General features: G+C 68.7%; 14 protein-coding genes. 3 read left to right on the forward strand and 11 right to left on the reverse strand.

Annotated features, from left to right (window positions below; all coding sequences use genetic code 11):
• Positions 1 to 19 precede the first annotated feature (19 nt).
• The 11 genes from CPH63_RS08970 to eccCa form a co-directional block, all read right to left on the reverse strand.
• The gene (locus tag CPH63_RS08970; RefSeq protein ID WP_096302580.1) at positions 20 to 1,495 is read right to left on the reverse strand and encodes a hypothetical protein; all 1,476 of its coding nucleotides are present in this window, start codon (positions 1,493 to 1,495) and stop codon (positions 20 to 22) included.
• Positions 1,496 to 1,556: 61 nt separating this feature from the next.
• Positions 1,557 to 2,324, reverse strand: coding sequence for an ESX secretion-associated protein EspG (locus CPH63_RS08975; protein ID WP_096302583.1), 768 nt, complete (start codon positions 2,322 to 2,324; stop codon positions 1,557 to 1,559).
• Positions 2,321 to 3,136: a WXG100 family type VII secretion target gene (locus tag CPH63_RS08980; protein ID WP_157749403.1), complete on the reverse strand. Its 816-nt coding sequence runs from the start codon at positions 3,134 to 3,136 to the stop codon at positions 2,321 to 2,323. The genes CPH63_RS08975 and CPH63_RS08980 overlap by 4 nt, the downstream gene beginning before the upstream one ends.
• On the reverse strand, positions 3,133 to 3,465 hold the full coding sequence (locus CPH63_RS08985; RefSeq protein WP_096302587.1) for a type VII secretion target: 333 nt from the start codon (positions 3,463 to 3,465) through the stop codon (positions 3,133 to 3,135). Before CPH63_RS08985 ends, CPH63_RS08980 begins: the two co-directional genes overlap by 4 nt.
• On the reverse strand, positions 3,465 to 4,025 hold the full coding sequence (locus CPH63_RS08990; protein ID WP_157749404.1) for a YbaB/EbfC family nucleoid-associated protein: 561 nt from the start codon (positions 4,023 to 4,025) through the stop codon (positions 3,465 to 3,467). Before CPH63_RS08990 ends, CPH63_RS08985 begins: the two co-directional genes overlap by 1 nt.
• Positions 4,026 to 4,083: 58 nt before the next feature.
• Positions 4,084 to 4,398 (reverse strand): hypothetical protein, encoded by a 315-nt coding sequence (locus tag CPH63_RS08995; RefSeq protein WP_096302590.1) that lies wholly within the window; start codon positions 4,396 to 4,398, stop codon positions 4,084 to 4,086.
• The gene (locus CPH63_RS22180; protein WP_157749405.1) at positions 4,395 to 6,767 is read right to left on the reverse strand and encodes a WXG100 family type VII secretion target; all 2,373 of its coding nucleotides are present in this window, start codon (positions 6,765 to 6,767) and stop codon (positions 4,395 to 4,397) included. Before CPH63_RS22180 ends, CPH63_RS08995 begins: the two co-directional genes overlap by 4 nt.
• A gap of 1 nt (position 6,768) precedes the next feature.
• Entirely contained in the window at positions 6,769 to 7,095 is a 327-nt protein-coding gene (locus CPH63_RS09010; protein WP_096302591.1) for a hypothetical protein, read from the reverse strand.
• 193 nt (positions 7,096 to 7,288) lie between these two features.
• Positions 7,289 to 7,576: a WXG100 family type VII secretion target gene (locus tag CPH63_RS09015; protein ID WP_096302592.1), complete on the reverse strand. Its 288-nt coding sequence runs from the start codon at positions 7,574 to 7,576 to the stop codon at positions 7,289 to 7,291.
• A 41-nt stretch (positions 7,577 to 7,617) separates the two neighbouring features.
• Positions 7,618 to 7,932, reverse strand: coding sequence for a WXG100 family type VII secretion target (locus CPH63_RS09020; protein ID WP_096302593.1), 315 nt, complete (start codon positions 7,930 to 7,932; stop codon positions 7,618 to 7,620).
• A gap of 141 nt (positions 7,933 to 8,073) precedes the next feature.
• Positions 8,074 to 12,054, reverse strand: coding sequence for a type VII secretion protein EccCa (gene eccCa, locus CPH63_RS09025; protein WP_096302594.1), 3,981 nt, complete (start codon positions 12,052 to 12,054; stop codon positions 8,074 to 8,076).
• A 143-nt stretch (positions 12,055 to 12,197) separates the two neighbouring features.
• Here eccCa and eccD point away from each other — a divergent pair, with 143 nt between their 5' ends.
• From eccD to CPH63_RS09040, 3 genes are read left to right on the forward strand one after another with little or no spacing between them, the layout of a single operon-like run.
• A complete protein-coding gene (eccD, locus tag CPH63_RS09030) occupies positions 12,198 to 13,559 on the forward strand; it encodes a type VII secretion integral membrane protein EccD (protein WP_157749406.1) in 1,362 nt (453 codons plus the stop codon).
• On the forward strand, positions 13,556 to 15,028 hold the full coding sequence (gene mycP, locus CPH63_RS09035; RefSeq protein ID WP_096302597.1) for a type VII secretion-associated serine protease mycosin: 1,473 nt from the start codon (positions 13,556 to 13,558) through the stop codon (positions 15,026 to 15,028). The genes eccD and mycP overlap by 4 nt, the downstream gene beginning before the upstream one ends.
• A 44-nt stretch (positions 15,029 to 15,072) precedes the next feature.
• Positions 15,073 to 16,101, forward strand: coding sequence for a polyprenyl synthetase family protein (locus CPH63_RS09040; RefSeq protein ID WP_206745669.1), 1,029 nt, complete (start codon positions 15,073 to 15,075; stop codon positions 16,099 to 16,101).
• The last annotated feature ends 217 nt before the right edge of the window (positions 16,102 to 16,318 follow it).

The following is a 16,318-nucleotide window of genomic DNA, read 5'->3' on the forward strand; positions in this document are numbered from 1 at the left end:
CCAGGGATTCGTCGACGGTCTAGCCGAGAACCGGGGGAGCGGCCAGCCGGCCGTCGCCCCAGATGTCATCGGTCTCGACAAGGTAGTCAGGCCGTTTGTTGAGTTCCTCCTCCTCGCCCCGGCGAGCTCCAGCTCCGCCGGCACCCGGGAGGATGGCGCGACTCTCGCCGGCGGCAAGGTCCGCAGCCGGCGCACCGAGCGATCCGGCGCGCAGCGGCGCCGAACCGGGTTCACCGGCGCCGTAGCCACCCGAGGAGAGGCCGTCGCCGACTCCAGCTCCGCCCCGCAGCCCACCGCCCCGCAGCCCGGAGGTCTCGGCCGCCTCGCCGGCCCCGAATCCGCGGCCGGTCGCCGAACCGGACGCGCCGGACCGGAGCCGAGCCACCGACCCGTCCTCGCCGAGAGCATCGCCGCCGACACCAGCGCCCCGCGCTGCGCTGCCACCGGACCGCACACCGCTTTCATCACCCAGCGCTGCGCCGCTACCGAAACCGCCGGTACCGACACCGCCCCGCCCAATCCCGGAGAGGCCGCCCGCTGCCAACAGGGCGCCGCCGCCGGCCAGCGCACCGGCGCCGACACCGACCGAGGAGGGGAGTCCAGGTGCTGCCGTTCCGGGAGCCGATGGTTCGCCGCCGCCCGGAGTCGCTCCGGCCGGCGGGGTCGAACCCGGCGGCGCGCTAGCCACCGGCACATTTCCGGCCGGCACCGTGCTTCCCGGAGTGGTGCCGTTCGGCAGGGGGGTCGACGGGCCAGTGGGCGTCGCGGGGATCGGGTGGACGCTGCCGCCAGGGCCGCTGGATGCCGGAGGGACGTAGCCCGGTCCGCCCGAGCCGGGGGGCGAGTAGGTCGGCCCGGCCCCGGGGCCGGCCGAAGCCGGAGTCACGGCCGGAATGCTCATCCGCAGCGGGAGTGAATCGCCGACGTACGGATCGGTGGGGATTTTGACGAACGCGGTGCTCTGCGCGGCGGCCGTGTCGTGGCCGGCGTCATTCATGGTCGTCAGGTATTTCGCGGCGGTGGCTTTGTGCTGGTTGGCCTGAGCCTGGGTGGCCGCCATCTGGGTGACCACGGCGCCCGGGTTGAACGCCGCCGCCACCGGTCCGCCGACGGAATGCACCGCGGCCCCGAACGACGTGTCGACTTTCGGGACGGACTGGATCTTGGCCTGCTCGGTCTTGATGGTGGCGATCAGCTGCCGCACGTTCTCCGACGAGGACTGCGCCGAGTAGCTGGATTCGCGGCTGGTGGTCGCGGTGTTCAGCACCCGGGTCGAGGCGGCGTCAGCGGCCTGCCCCTTCCAACCGGCGACGACGTTGGTCGCGGCGGACTGGAGTTCACTGTGCTGCTGAAGCAGAACGACCTGTCCCTGGTCGAAGGCATCGGCCATCTGCTCCAGCGGGCCTGTCTTCACTGAATGCGCTACGGTCCGGATCTGATCCAGGGACATCCCGCCGAAGTCCAGCGCACCCTTGATGTCGTCGAGCAGACTCATCGGTTACTTCCCCTCCTGCACACCGAATGGCCGATTGGCCAGCGTGATCTCGTGAGTCGATTCATCGTGAACCCAGACTCGCTATCGCGTCAGCCACCACTCGCATCATAACGGTGGGTGACATCGGCTCCCAGATAACTTCGCCCCCGCGCCCCTGGCTGGCGAGCATGGCCCCGTCGGCCATCTCGCTCCAACTGGCCGAGCGCGGGGCGAGCCGGGGTGGCTCGCTCTCGTAGCTCATCGCCCCGATCGTCCCAGTGGCCAGCACCGCTGATTCCGGCGCCAGCAGTCGGGCCGCGATCACGTCGGGGATACCGGCGGAGGACATTGCCGAGCGGAGCGTGCGCTCGGGCGCGTTGCGCTCGAAGCCGCCGGCCAGCAGCGCTGCGGTCTGTGGTGCGACCTCCATCCGGATGGTCGGCGCGGCCAGCACCTTCGGCAGGTGAGCCACCAGGGATTCGGCGATCTCTGTCGGCTGAACCCGGCTGATGCGCACCTCCTCGGTGCTCACGATGAGCAGGATCGTGTCCTCTGCTCCGGCGAGGGCCACCCAGTACGTCGCCTCCTCGCCGGCCGGGCCGCGGATGGCGAAGGCCGAGTAGGCGGGATACCAGAGGGTCCGGGCCACCGACTCCAGCAGCCGCGCTTCGGCTGGGCTGCGCTGCGGGGTCGCCGACGCAGTCTCGCCGAGCATCTCCTCCAGCGGGAGTTCGTAGCGGCCGACCGGCGAGCTACCCAGCGGGTCCGGCCAGCCGATGCGCTGCTGCCAGCCCCAACGGGCGAACTCCTCGACGCCCAAGCTGAGCCAATTGAGCAGTGAGCCGGTCATGGGCTCACCGGCCGATCGAGACCGGGCCTGGCCTCGCTCGGGGGCACGGCGGACGGGCCGCCCGACTGCTTGGCCAACCGCGCCAGCAGTTCAGTGACCTTCGCGAAGACCCCACCCAACTCGGTGAGAGCCTGGGCTATCCGCTGCAGCAACTCGGCCACTCGGTCGACGATGCCGATCGCCTTCTCGACTCCCTCGGCCGTCTCGCCGAGAATCGCGGCCTGCGCGGCCGCCTGACTGGCCCCGAAGGTAGCCAGCGAGGAGGCGGCGGCTGAGGCCTCGACGACGATCATGTATTCGACGACCTGGGCCAGGATGTCGGTGACCAGGCCCTCCGCGCCAGTCATGAGCTCGGCGCTCGTCTGCAGCAGCATCACCACGCCGTCGCAGGCGCCGGCGGCCCCGGCAACGGTGCCGGTGAACTCGTGCATCGTCGCGTCGAAGGCCCGGGACGCCTCACCCGTCCAGGTGCCGCGGGTCGCCGCAGCGGTCTGGTCGATGCGCGGGCCGGCCGCGCACAGCCCGGCGGCCAGACCCTTCCACTGCTCGGCGCGGGCGTTCAGCGAGGCGGCGTCCCCGGTGACGAGCTCAAGGCACTGCCGCAGCGGCTCGATCAGTCCGCTGAGGAAGGTGAGGCCCGCATCCACCAATTCGTGTTCCACAGCATTCGCATCCTCGGCGACACCGCGAGAGGGACCGACCAGCGTCGCGACGTCGCTACCGAGACGGGCGAACTCATCGGCCTTCAGGTTCTCCATGACGGCGAGGAGCGACTCCTTGGTCGAGATGGTCGCGGCCGGGTTCGACATCATCGCCGGCCTGACCCGGAGTCGTCGCCGATGGCGCGGAAATGCCGAGCTGTGGCCTGCTCCCGATCGTCGTACTCAACGGCGGTCTGATTGAGGGTATCGGCGGACCAGAGCAGGAAGTCATGGATTCGAGCCAGAGTGCGGTCAGCCTGGTCGTGAACATCGGTGTAGAGCTGGTTCAGGCCGAGCGAGTCTCCCAGGGCGCCCCAGGACCCGCTGGGAACCCCCGTCGCAGTGCCATCCATGAGCGTGGGCGCCGCCGAAGCCTGGCCACCGAGGTCGCTGGCGACGTGGCGAAGCACCTCAGTGTCGACCGTGTAGGAGTCAGCCATCAGACGTCCTCCTCGTTGAGCGGACCAGGCCCCGGCCGGCTCGGTACCGGTTGATTCGGTGCCGGTTGACTCGGTGGGGGCTGGTTGCGTGGCTGATCACGTGGCTGCGGATTACGTGGCTGCTGATTGCGGGCATAGTCGCCCATCGGGCGCTTCGGGATGGCGCTGGCGCGTTCTATCTCCTCGGCGAAGGGGTTCTGGGGACGCTGCTGCGGGGCGGTGCTGATCCGGCCGCTGGTTATCGCCTGCAGATCCAGGCCGGCGTTGCTGACGAAGGGTGAGACGACTTCATTGGTCTTCTCGGCAACCTGCTGGGTGGCGGCGTTGATCGTCTCCAGCAGCAACCGGGACAGGGCCTCGGGGGTTTTCTGCATGGCCTGTTGGGTCAAGGTGACTGCGCGGACCGCTCCGCCTGCCCCCATCTCCACCGTTACCGTCCCATCCTCGGATGCCGCCTTCACCTGCAGTTTTGCCAGTGCGCTGCGAATCTCCACATAGCGCATGCGCATCGATGCCGCGCGCGCCCGCTCGGCATCGAAACGGGGAACCAACGAACTCACAGCGCCTCCTCGCTCGCTGTGATCAAGTTGCTTTCCCGGTGCGGTTCAGTGCGGACATTCACGTCAGCCAGTGGCTCGGTTGCTCGTCATCGTCGTCAAGATCGTCGTCAAGCTCCTCGGGTGCAGGTCTGGAGTGCGAGCGGTTCGGGGTCTGATCCGACTCCGGGCGCCCGCCGTCCCCGGCGTCGCAGCGCTCCGATCCGGCTGCCTGCTCGCTCTGCTTCAGCCTGGCCCCGCTGGCGACGATGGCTTCGACCGCGCGCTCCGCCTCTCGGGCCAGCGCGTGCTGCCGGTTGAACTCGACCTCAGCGGATCGTTCGGCCTGGCTCGTCAGCTGCCGGGCGAGCTGCGTGGTGAGATGCATCGTCGTCATCCGATCGTCGGACCCAGTCGGTTCCAGTATTCGAGCTCTTCGGCATCGACGACGCCCTCATCCTTTCCGCCACCGTACTTGCGGCGCAGTTCCTGCTCACCCCCGCCAGCGCCTCGACCCATGCCGCCCATCATCGGCATCCCCATCGGCATTGCGCCGGAGTGCCCGGCTGCGGCCTGAGCCGAGCCGGACCCGCTGGCGTCCGGGAGCGAAGTGGCGGCGACGGACTGCCCAGCATCCTGGGCGCCGAACTGGGTGCTCATTCCCAGCTGCGTACTGGCGCCGAGCGCCGTGCTGCCGGCCGTGCCGCTTGCCGCACCAGCACCAGCACCAGCACCAGCACCAGCACCAGCAGCACCAGCACCGTCGACACCGGCAGTATCGACGGCAGTGCTCGCGTCGGCAGCTGCGACCTGTGGGTGCCCGCCACCGTCGAAGCTGACTTGGTAGGCCTGTGGCGTCCCGCTGGAACTGTCGGTCAGGGTGAAGTGGCTGCCGTCGGCGATTGAGCCCACGCTCAGGTTTGCGTCCGGACCGAATGTGGCTGCGCTGTTCAGATCCGAGACCGACCCGCCGGCCGCGGTCGTCGCGGCGCTGAGCGGTGTCACGATCGGGTGCCCATCGGCGTCGAAGGTGATGCGGTACTGCTGGGTGCCGGACGCGTCCGTGTCGGTGAGGATGAAGCTGCCATCCTGGTTTCGGTTGCCGAGGGTGAGGCTGCCGTCCGGACCGAAGCTGACCGAGCCGTCAGCGTTGGTGATGATCGGATCGCCACCCCCCATCGATCCGCCGATGGATCCGACACCCGTTCCGATACCGGTCCCGATGCCGACTGAACCCGACGACCCGGCTCCGCTCGGCATCGAGGGGGTGGTCTCACCGGATCCGACGTTGGGGATCGGTGTGTATCCGGCCGCAGCGGTGGTGCCGCCAGCGCCGCCCGGGCTAGCACCGCCACCAATACCGCCACTGCCACTTCCAGCACCCGCATTGCCAGCACCCGCATTGCCACTGCCAGCGGGTGCGGTGGTACCACCGCCGTCACTGGGTTGGGTGGTGGGCATTGCGGCGAAGGGATCGATAACGGACTTCGTCTCCGTCGCCAGTTCGGCGAAGAGACGCTTGATGTCGGCGGTCGTCGAGTCACAGATCCGGAAGAAGGTGTCCAGCCGCTGCTCGGTCTGGGCGACCAGCACCTTGTTGCACCACTGCGCGGCGACCGTCGCCGCCAGCTGTCGGGAGCGATCGTCGAGATCGTCGAGGCTGTACATGGCGTCGGAGTCCCAGGCGTGGCGTCCATGGATGGGCTGGCCGAGCGTCCCGAGTACCCAGCGCCGCAGGGGATCGTGGCCGTGACCCTGGGCCACCGCGACCAGGGCCTGTAGTGACTGGACGCCGTCGATACCGGGCGGCAACCGATCGAGGTACAGCCCAGAGACGGCGCTTGCCTTTGAATAGACGAGATTCTGCATCGCAACCACGATCGCGGCGATGGCCTCGCTGGTGGCGGTGAGGCTGCGTGTGACCTTCTGGTCGGCGGTGAAGAAGGTGCTCATGGTGGCCTCGAACTGGGAGGCGGCGCTGCCCTGCCAGGTGGGTACCAGAGAGTTGTAGGCGTTCTGGAGCACCTCGGTGATGCTCTGGGTCTGGGTCGCGGCGGTCGCCAGCAACCGCGAGTCAGCGGTGAAGGCTGCGAAGTTCAGGCCCCGTTCGCGGTCGTAAGCCTGCCGGATCGCGGTGATCGTGATCTGCTGGCCGGTCCATTTGTTGTACGCCGGTAGGAAGTAGTCGAAGTAGTGCATTCCGGCCGAGCCCGGGTCGAGGATCTCATCTGCCGTGCCGAAGGCCGATGGGTCGTTGCCGGCCAGGCGGGCTTTGAACTGCTGCAGCTTGGCCTTCCCCGCCTTCTCCTCAGCACGATTCGCGTTCAGCGAGGCTGGGCTCTCCTGCCCGGCGAGGTGTTTCTCGATCGTCTTCTCGAGTTTGCTGCTGCCACCGAAACCGAGGCCGTGCAGCACATCCGAGCCGACGTCGCTGACGAGCTTGGTGCCTCCCCGCACACCGTCGGCCGCGGCATGTAATCCACCGCTGAGGACGTCGCCAGTACCTTTGGCGACCCCTTCAACCAGATGTCCGGTCGCGCTCAACTGGCCACCGAGAACGTCCAGTGGTGCTTTGACGCTCCCCAGTGGATCGCCGTCGGTGAGATCGGTGAAGGCCCGGGACCAGCCGTGCCCGTAGTCATGTGCGGCGCTGGCGGCGGCCGAGCCGACGTCACCGGCCGCGTCGGCGTAACCGGTCGCAACGTCCTTGATTTCGTTGACGTCGGTGCTGATGACATCTTCGAGCGGGTTCCACCAGTCGGACATCTCAGGCCGCTCCCGAAATGGGCTTGCCGGCCGAATTCAATCCGTTGTCCGCGGAACGGTCGCCGGCCTGGTAGCTCGCAGCGGTGCCCGACAGCGTGTCCGCGACCCAAGTCGTCTTGTTACCCATCGGGACGAGCAGGGTCTGCAGCATCGTCGTCAATGCGGCGCGGTAGGCGGCGCCATCGGCGCCGTAGTCACGGCCGGCGTTGGTCGAGGAGCCGTGAAGGGCCTCAGCCTGGGCCGCCACGGTACCGATGGGGTTTACCTGACCGGTAAACGCCTGGGCGGCGCTGGTGAGAGCCTGCGGATCTGCTTTGAACGACGTCACGTGAGCCTCCCTCCTGCCAATGCGACGGGCGCGGAATCGCTTCCGCGAATTGCGGCCTTAATAGTTGAGAATTGAAGTGCCGAATCGGCGAGAAATGCGAAACCGATCCGACCGGCGGGCCGGCCGGATCGGTTCCCGCACCAGATTCGGTGTCGACACAATTACCGTGCCGAACAATTCGGTGCCGACGCAATTACCAGCGGCTGGCGTTGGACTTCTCGGTCGCCTGGTAGCCCTCGTTCGCCGAACCCAGCGCGTTACCGATCGCGCTCAGGACCGCGTTGAGGTCCTCGGCTGCGCGGTCCCACTGGGCCTGGGCGGCGTTGTAGTTCTCAGCCGCGGCACCGGACCAGGTCTGGACCAACGGGTTTAGGTAGCTCTTCAGATCGGCGAGCTGGGTGTTGATGTTGCTGACGGTGCTGCGCACCTGGTCCTGGGTCGCGGCGAGCTGCGAGAAGGTGACCTTGATTGGCGAAGACATGCTGATTGACCTCCCGGTCCTAGAAGTGTTCTGACGAAACGTCAGAGGTTAAGACCACTGCCTGCGCTGCGGATGGCGGACTGGTTGCTCTCGTCGGAGGCGTGGTAGGCCTTCCCCGACTGGGCGATCTGCTCGGAGATGCCGGCGAGCGCCTGGTTGAGTTTGAGAGAGTCCTCGTTCCATCGAGCCATCAGCTGCTGGAAGGAGGCCGCCGCCTGGCCGGACCAGTGGGCCTGCACCGCTTCGACGCTGCTGAAAAGGGTGCGGAGTTCGGTCGAGATCGTGTGATTGACGTCGGTGACCCGGGTGGCGGCCTGGGCCATCGTCGCGGCTTCGGTATTAAAGGCACCAGTCATTCTGGCGTCCCCTTTCGTTGGTCGGTAGGTGTTTACCTCTCGTCTCACTGTTTACCAGCAGCCCAGAGGGCGAGCAATGCTGGCGCTGAAGGCCTCCATACTGTCCTCTAAGAATTCTCTTATCTGCACGGGACGCCCTTCTCAGCGTTTGGCGAGCTGTATCAATTGCGCCCCGAAACGGCGCCCGACCAGCACCCCGCGCCCGGGTGGCAGGGCCGACGGCTTGACGGTTCCCAGCAGCGCGCCCTCGTCCCGGCTGCCGGCGCCGACGATGCCCGGTGCGCCGAGGTCGCGCAGTCGCTGCACCACCGGTTCGAAGAGCGCCCGCGACGCGCCCCCGGTACGCCGGCAGATGATCAGGTGCAGCCCGACATCCTTGGCCTGCGGCAGGAACTCCAGCAGCGCCGCGATCGGATTTCCGGTTGGGGCCGCGACCAGGTCGTAGTCGTCCACCAGGACGAAGAGCTCAGGGCCGCTCCACCAATTTCTAGCCTGCAATTGCTCGGCAGTGATGTCCGGTCCCGGCAGCCGCTGCTGCAGGATCGGACGCAGATCGGTCAGCAGCGCCTCCAGCGCCGGAGCGGCCGCGGCGTACCCGGCCAGGTACTCCCGATCCACGTAGCCGAGCATGGTGCGCCGGTAGTCGGCCAGCAGGATGCGGACCTCGGATGAGGAATGCTGCTCCATGAGCCGCGAGGCCACGACCTTCAGGAAGTTGGTCTTCCCCGACTCGCCGTCGGCAAAATAGAGGAAGTGCGGCTCGGCGTCGAAGTCGAGGGAGACCGGCGCCAGTGCCTCCTCGTTGATGCCGATCGGGATGAGCCGGGAACCTGAGGGCACACTCAGCTGGTCGTAAGGCAGTACCGCCGGCAGCATCCGAACCGGCGGTGCCCCGACCCCGGTGCCGGCCAACGTCCACGCGCTCGCCACCTGCGCGACGAGGTCGGAGAAGCCGGCCGACAGTGTCGCCGGCAGGGCAGCGCCGTCGATCCGCGGCAATGCGGCGAGAAAGTGGCGCTTGAAGGAAGTGAGCCCCCGTCCCGGAGTGCCCCGGGGGACGCCCTGGGCCATCCGCCGGTCGACCTCGGACTCGCCCGGATCACCGAGGCGCAGCTCCAGCCGGGTGCCGATCATGTCCTTCAGCGCCGCGCGGATCTCGGCCCAGCGGGCGGCGCTGATGACGATGTGCACGCCGAAGGAGAGGCCCTGAGAAGCCAGTGAGGTGATCCGCTGCTCCAGGTCCTCGAACTCCGTCCGGAAGCTGGCCCAGCCGTCGATGAAGATGAAGACATCACCGAACTGCCCGGCTGTACCGGGTGCGCCACGACCCTCCCGGCGTAGCTGCCGGTACGCACTCATTGATTCGATGCCGCTGCGGCGGAAGTACTCCTCCCGCTCGTTCAGGATCCCGCCGACCTCCGCGATCATCCGGCGCACCAGATCCGGGTTGCTACGCGAGGCGACCGCGCCGACGTGCGGGAGCCCTTCGGTGGCGGCCAGCGATCCGCCGCCCAGGTCGATGCAGTAGATCTGGACTTCGTGCGGGGTGTGGGCGAGGGCCAGCGAGGTCACGACGTCGCGGAGCAGGGTGCTCTTGCCGCTCTGCGGGCCACCAACCACCACCCCGTGCCCGGCGGCACCGGAGAAGTCGAGCGCGAGCAGGTCGCGTCGCTGTTCGAAGGGCAGGTCGACGATGCCGACCGGCACGCGTAGCCCACCCAACCCCGTCCAACCCTCCGGGCAGAGGCCACGACCGGCGACGACCGACAGCGGCGGCAGCAGCTGGTCGAAGGTCGGTGCCTCCCGCAGCGGGGGGAGCCAGACTTCGTGTGCCGCCATCCCCTGGCCGCGCAGCCGGGAGACCACAACGTCGAGCACCGCCGGCTGCCGGTTGTCGAAGTCCTCCTCGTCCGCCGTCGGACTCGCCTGAGCGGATGGCGGGGCGATGGCGGGCGGCAGCTCCTCGAGCTCGACCCGGGTGGAGACGAAGCTGCAGGGCCGGGCGTTGGAGGACGCGCCGCCGGCGTCGGGAGCCTGCTCCTCGCCCTGGTACGGGCCGGAGACGTAGGCCGCCTTGAAGCGGATCAGCGTCGACGTGTCGAACTTCAGGTACCCCGAACCGGGGATCGACGGGAGTTCGTAGGCGTCGGTGACTCCGAGGACGGTGCGGGACTCGGCTGCCGAGAAGGTCTTGAGTCCGATCCGATAGGAGAGGTGGCTGTCCAGGCCTCGCAGCTTCCCCTCCTCCAACCGCTGTGAGGCGAGCAGCAGGTGCATGGACAGCGAGCGGCCCAGGCGCCCGATCGCCACGAAGAGTTCAGCGAACTCCGGCTTCTGGCTCAGCATTTCGCTGAACTCATCACAGACGATCAGCAGTGACGGGAGCGGGTCCAGGGGCGCACCCTGCTCCCGGGCCCGTTCGTAGTCCTTCACGTTCGCGAAGTTGCCCGCCGCCTTGAGCAGTTCCTGCCGCCGGTTCATCTCGCCCGAGAGCGCGTCATACATCCGGTCGACCATGGTGAGGTCGTCCTGGAGGTTTGTGATCACCGCGGCGGTGTGCGGCAGGTCCTGCAGCCCGAGGAACGTCGCGCCACCCTTGAAGTCGACCAGGATGAGGTTCAGCGCACTCGCCGGGTGGGTCACCGCCAGCCCCAGCACAAGGGTGCGCAGCAGCTCTGATTTTCCTGAGCCGGTCGCGCCGATCACCAGACCGTGCGGCCCCATTCCGCCCTGGGCCGCCTCCTTGATGTCCAGATCCACCGGCTCGCCGTGCTCGCCGATGCCGATCGGGATGCGCAGCCGCTCGTGCGAGGAGCGGGGGCGCCAGACCCGGCTGATCTCGATGTTCGCGGGATTGCCGATGCCGAGCATGTCCACCAGTTCGGCCGATCCGGTGAGGGGCGCGTCGTCAGCCGCCTGCGAGGTGCTCAGCCGGTGGGGCGCCAGCCAGCGGGCCAGGGCGTCGGCCTCGCCGACGGTCAGCAGGTCAACGCCGCCGAGCCACTCGGTCTGATCGCGCCCGATGGCGCCGACCCGGCCGCCCTCGACCAGTAGGCGCAGCCCACGGCGGGCGGGCAACCGGCCGAGCGAGTTGGAGAGGTCGATCAGGGTGACCCCGACGAGCCCCTCCTCCAGCATGATGCGTTCCTCGAGGGTGACCTGGCCACCGTCGACGATGATCACGATGTGGGGCTCGTCGCCGTTCGGCGTGCTCGCCCGGTTGAAGCGTGGCCGATCGGCCAGCTCCGGGCCGAGGCCCATTTCGACGTCGGCCAATGATGAGGTGACCATCCGGGCGCTACCGAGACTGTCGGTGAGGGTGGGGTGCTGGTTCTGAGGCAGCCACTTCAGCCAGTCCCACTGGCTACGGGCCATGCCGTCAACGGCGGCGGCGACGAGCAGGTGGTCCGGGCCGTGGAAGGAGGCCAGTTGCGCCACCATCGAGCGGGCCAGGCTGCGGGCCTGATCGGGATCGCCACCGATGGAGACGGCCGGGAACGAGCGCAGCTTCACCGCCAGGGGCAGGTCGTCGACCAGCGAATGGGCCCGCACCAGCCGTCGCAGCGCCAGCACGCCGATGGGATCCACCTCCTCGACCGGGCCGGTCTGCGGCGGAATGAGCCGTCGCGCCAATCGCTGTGTGCCGGTGCCGATTCGCACCGCGCTGAAGTCCGCATCACCCGGGCGGCGTTCCCACATGCGGCGGCCACCGGCGATGGACCACAGCGAGGTCGGGTCGGGGTGGGTCCAGACGAGGGCGGCCCGCTGCTGGCTGCGGGTGCGACTGATTTCGTCGCGGATCTGATCGAGATAAGCGAGGTAGTCATTGCGGTCGGCCGTCAGCTGCGCTTTTCGGGCGCCCCGCCGATTTCCCTGACCGGCGCCCATCATGCCGACGGTCGACATGACCATCATCCCGCCCATCATCAGCGACGCCGGATTGAGACCGCCGATAGCGACGAAGCCGACCGAGGTCAGGATCATCACGCCGGGGAGCAGGTTGGTCAGCATGTTGACGGGCAGGACGCGCGGCAGGTCTGGAGGCGCCTGCAGATGGGTCTCGCCGGCGGGCATCACCGGTGCGGCAAGCCGCGGCCTACGTCTGAAGATCTTCGTTGCCAAGGCGCTCCTCCCGCGTCCCTCGCACAATATAGTAGCCACCGGTACCTGACTTCGGCCCGCAGTTCTCGACTCATCTGCGTTCGGGGTCACGTTCGGCCGTCCGGTTCGCCCCGACCCTGCTCCACTCGATTGGATTTGTATTCGTGACGCTTGCTGAATCGAGATCGTTCGCCCGAGTGGTCGTCATCGCCCCCCGAACCCGGGTGGATCTTGCGCTGCCGATCGACGTGCCGATCGTGGATCTGCTCCCGTTGCTGCTCGACCTGGTCGGCGAACGCAGCGACGACGGCGGTGGCCAGCACGGTGGCTGGCAGTTGGCGCTGGTCGGGGCCGATGAGTTGCCGAGTGATCGCACCCTGCGCTCGCTGGAGATTCTCGACGGAACCGCGCTGCACCTGACGCCCCGCGAGTCGGCGATTGTGCCGCCAATCTATGACGATGTGGTCGATGCGATCGCCTCCACGGTGCGCACGCGGATGAACCGGCGCAGCACCAACCCGGCGATGGGCGCGGCCGCGGCGATCGCCGGCCTCGCCATCGCCGCCACGACGCTGCTCTACCGTGGCCACGACACGGTGAACATCTACCTGGCGCTGGCGTCCGCGCTGGCGGCGGTTGGGGTCGCGGCCGCGATCGCCCGCGGCCCCGGCGATCGGATCATCGCGACCGCGGTCGCCGTCGGTGGCCTTCCCCTTATCTTCATTGCCGGAATCGACATCGTGCCGGGGGCGATCGGTCGATCCGGAGTGCTGCTCGGCTTCGTCTTCGCGTTCGCCTACGCCGTGCTGGCGGTCGCGGCCATCGCCACCGGCACGGTGGTGTTCGTCGCGGCCGCGATCGCTGCCGCCTTCGGAGCCGGCACGGCTGCGGTCTGCACTGTCTTCGACGTCGAGACCGTGAGTTCGCTGGCCGGTTGCTGCGCCCTGGGCGTCGCCGCCATCGCGACGCTGCCCTGGCTCGTGGTGCGGCTGTCCCGGTTGCCGCTGCCAATCGTTCCGACGAATGCCAATGAAATGCGCTCCATTCGCGACGACATCGACGTGGAGGATGTCGCCGCCAAGGCGCGCCTGGCCGATGAGTATCTCAACGGTGCGTTTATCGGCTGCGCGCTCGCCGTCGCCTTCGCATCGGCGGCCGTCGCCCTGCACGCGACGCCGATGTCGGTCGCACTGGGCGGCGTATGCCTGGCCGCTTTGGCGCTGCGCAGTCGCAGCGTGGCCGGTCTGGTCCCCCGGGTGGCCCTGCAGGGCATCCCGCTGGCCGCCCTGGCCGCGGCCGGAGCGCTGGCGGTGCTCACCGATCCGGGCAATGCGACCCCGTGGCTGTTCGCCGCCGGCCTCGGATTGACGGTTGTGGCCATCTTCATCAGTGTCGTGGTGCCGCGAGTGCGATTGGCTCCCAGCACCATGCGGAGCGTGGACTTCCTCGAATCACTGGTGCTCATCTCGATCCTTCCGCTCGCGATCGGAGTCATGGGGCTGTACTCGACGATGCGCCACCTATGAGTAGATCCGGGTCAGCGGGGAGGGGACTCCCCGATCCGGCTAGCCGCATTAGCCGCGGCCGCGGGGCCGGCCTCGCCGTCCTGCTCTTCACCGCGTTCGTCGTTGTCGGCGACGTCGGCGCGGCTGCGGCCTCCGCGGCGACTGCGCCCAGCCCGCCGGCGGCGTACGTGCAGAAGGCGGCCTGCGTCTCGCAAGGCGTTCCGCCGACGACGGTCCAGAACGGGGTTAGCTGGGCCCAGCGACTACTGCTCTATACCGAAGCCTGGAGATTCACCCGGGGCGGCGGGGTGAAGGTCGCGGTCATCGACACCGGGGTGAATCCCGGGCCGGCCTTCGGCGACCGGCTCAGCGGTCTGGCCGATCTGGTCGCCACCGGGGGCACGGCGGGCACCGCGGGCACCGCGGGCACCGGGGGCACCGGGGGCACCGCGAGCGCCCCGGGCCTCGACGACTGCGACGGCCACGGGACGCTGGTCGCCGGTCTCATCGCAGGATCGCCGGATCCAAAGTCGGGCTTCTCCGGGGTCGCTCCGGATGCCACCCTGCTCTCCATCCGCCAGAGCAGCGAGCGGTACGCCCTGCGGGATGACACGAACAGCTCGGACGCACCCGGAGCCGGCACCCCCGCCAGTCTCGGTTCGGCGATCCGCTACGCAGTCGCCCACGGCGCGCAGGTCATCAACATCTCCGAGGCCGACTGTGGGCCGGCTGGAACCGTCGACAGCCCGGAGCTCTCCAGCGCGGTGCAGGCCGCGGTCGCCGCCAACGTAGTCATCGTCGTCTCAGCGGGCAACCTCGACTCCAGCGCCGACTGCTCGCACCAGAACACCCCTGGTAAACCGGCCGTCACCGCGGCCACCCCGGCCGACCTGCCTGGGGTGCTGGCGGTCGGCGCGATCGCCCAGGACGGCTCGGCCGCCGCCTTCTCGATTGCCGGGCCGTGGGTCGGGATCGCCGGACCCGGCACCGAGATCACCTCCACCAACCCGTTCCGCGGCGGTGCCGGCCAGGTTGACCAGATCACCACTCAGGCGGGCACCGGGTCCATCCAAGGCACCAGCTTCTCCGCCCCCTACGTCGCCGGAGTGGCCGCATTGGTGCGGGCGCGCTTCCCCGATCTCACCGCCGCCCAGGTGATCCACCGCTTGGAGGCGACCGCCTCGCATCCGGCGGCACCGAGGGGCCGCAACGATGCGGTGGGGTACGGCATGGTGAACCCGGTGGCGGCGGTGACGGCAGTGCTGCCCGAGGAGGCCGGGGTGGTGGCTCCCCCCAGTCGCGCCACCAGCCTGCCCGCCCGCGCCACCCCGGAACAGTCCGATCACGCGCGTCAGACCGCGCTCTGGGGGTCGCTGATCACCCTGACCGCCCTCGTCGCGTTGGCCGTAGTGGCACAGACCCGACGCAGCCGGTTGCGTCGAGCCGCCACCCACGACCGGGCGGCGAACCCCAGCCCGGCTCGGTCATGAGACGATTGTCCCTGTGAATCAAGGGCAGAGATGTTCGGAGAATCGTGACCTCGCGCGCTGACACTCATCCGGCGCTGCTGGTCATCGAACGGGCCCGAGAGTTGGTCGAGCCGGCCATGCGGGCCGCCATCGCCACGCTGCGCGATGACCAGATGCGGCTCATCTCCAGCTATCAGATGGGGTGGCAGGAGGCCGACGGCTCAGCGGCGTGCGGCGGCGGCAAGGCGCTGCGACCGACATTGGCGGTCATCTCGGCCGTGGCCGGGGGAGGCTCGGCCCGTGATGGCGTGCCGGGTGGCATCGCGGTCGAGTTGGTACACAACTTCTCCCTCATCCATGACGACGTGATGGATCGAGACGTCGAGCGTCGCCATCGCCCGACCGCCTGGACGGTCTTCGGTGACGGACAGGCGATTCTGGCCGGCAACGCGATGCTGACCGTGGCCTTCGACGTCCTCATCGCCGACGCGGCGGCCGGCATGCGCGCCCTGCCGTGCCTCACCCACTCGATTCACGAGCTGATCAGTGGGCAGTCCCGTGATCTCGCCTACGAGGGTGCCGAACACATCGATCTCGATGCGTGCCTGCAGATGGAGGCGGGTAAGACGGCGGCCCTGATCAGTGCCTCGGCCTCTATCGGCGCGCTGGCCGCCGGGGCGAGCGAGGAAGTGGTCAGCGGGCTGGCTGGCTACGGATTCGAGCTGGGGATGGCCTTTCAGCTCGTCGATGACATCCTCGGGATCGTCGGCGACCCGAAGATCACCGGCAAGTCGTCGTCCTCTGACGTCCGGGCCGGCAAACGCAGCGCGCCCGTGGTCGCCGCGCTGGGCGCCGACGGCGACGCCGCCCGTCAGCTGGGAGCACTGCTGCAGTACGGTCCGCCGAGCGAGGAGGCCGACGTCGAGCGGGCGACGGCGTTGATCGCGGCCGCCGGCGGCCTGAGCTGGGCCTCCGATGAAGCCGACGCGCGGTTGCGCAAGGCACTGGCCCACCTGGACGGCCTGCCGCTGGAGGCGACCGCGGCCGAGGACCTTCGCACCCTCGCCCGCTACGTGGTCGACCGCGACCACTAGCGCGACCGGCCTGAGTTCGCAGATCCAGTCCGTCGCCAGATCCGGTCGGTCGCCCCGGTCTCGCAATTTCGGGGGATTTTGCTTCTCCGCACGCGTCCGGGTATCGTAGACAGCTGTGCCCGAAGCGATTCGGGCGCCACTCCGTGCCCTTCAGTCGTAGCCGTCTGCAGGCCCCAGAAAATAAGGGGTCTACTGAGTTTGTTCGCGGCCGGCGGCG

It is taken from the genome of Jatrophihabitans sp. GAS493 (assembly GCF_900230215.1).
GTDB lineage: Bacteria > Actinomycetota > Actinomycetes > Mycobacteriales > Jatrophihabitantaceae > MT45.

Coding starts and splice junctions, on each gene's coding strand:
- mycP (WP_096302597.1), top strand. CDS start 13,556: ATGAGTAGATCCGGGTCAGCGGGGAGGGGACTCCCCGATCCGGCTAGC.
- CPH63_RS08985 (WP_096302587.1), bottom strand. CDS start 3,465: ATGGCTGACTCCTACACGGTCGACACTGAGGTGCTTCGCCACGTCGCC.
- CPH63_RS08970 (WP_096302580.1), bottom strand. CDS start 1,495: ATGAGTCTGCTCGACGACATCAAGGGTGCGCTGGACTTCGGCGGGATG.
- CPH63_RS08975 (WP_096302583.1), bottom strand. CDS start 2,324: ATGACCGGCTCACTGCTCAATTGGCTCAGCTTGGGCGTCGAGGAGTTC.
- CPH63_RS22180 (WP_157749405.1), bottom strand. CDS start 6,767: ATGTCCGACTGGTGGAACCCGCTCGAAGATGTCATCAGCACCGACGTC.
- CPH63_RS09015 (WP_096302592.1), bottom strand. CDS start 7,576: ATGTCTTCGCCAATCAAGGTCACCTTCTCGCAGCTCGCCGCGACCCAG.
- CPH63_RS08995 (WP_096302590.1), bottom strand. CDS start 4,398: ATGACGACGATGCATCTCACCACGCAGCTCGCCCGGCAGCTGACGAGC.
- CPH63_RS09020 (WP_096302593.1), bottom strand. CDS start 7,932: ATGACTGGTGCCTTTAATACCGAAGCCGCGACGATGGCCCAGGCCGCC.
- CPH63_RS08980 (WP_157749403.1), bottom strand. CDS start 3,136: ATGATGTCGAACCCGGCCGCGACCATCTCGACCAAGGAGTCGCTCCTC.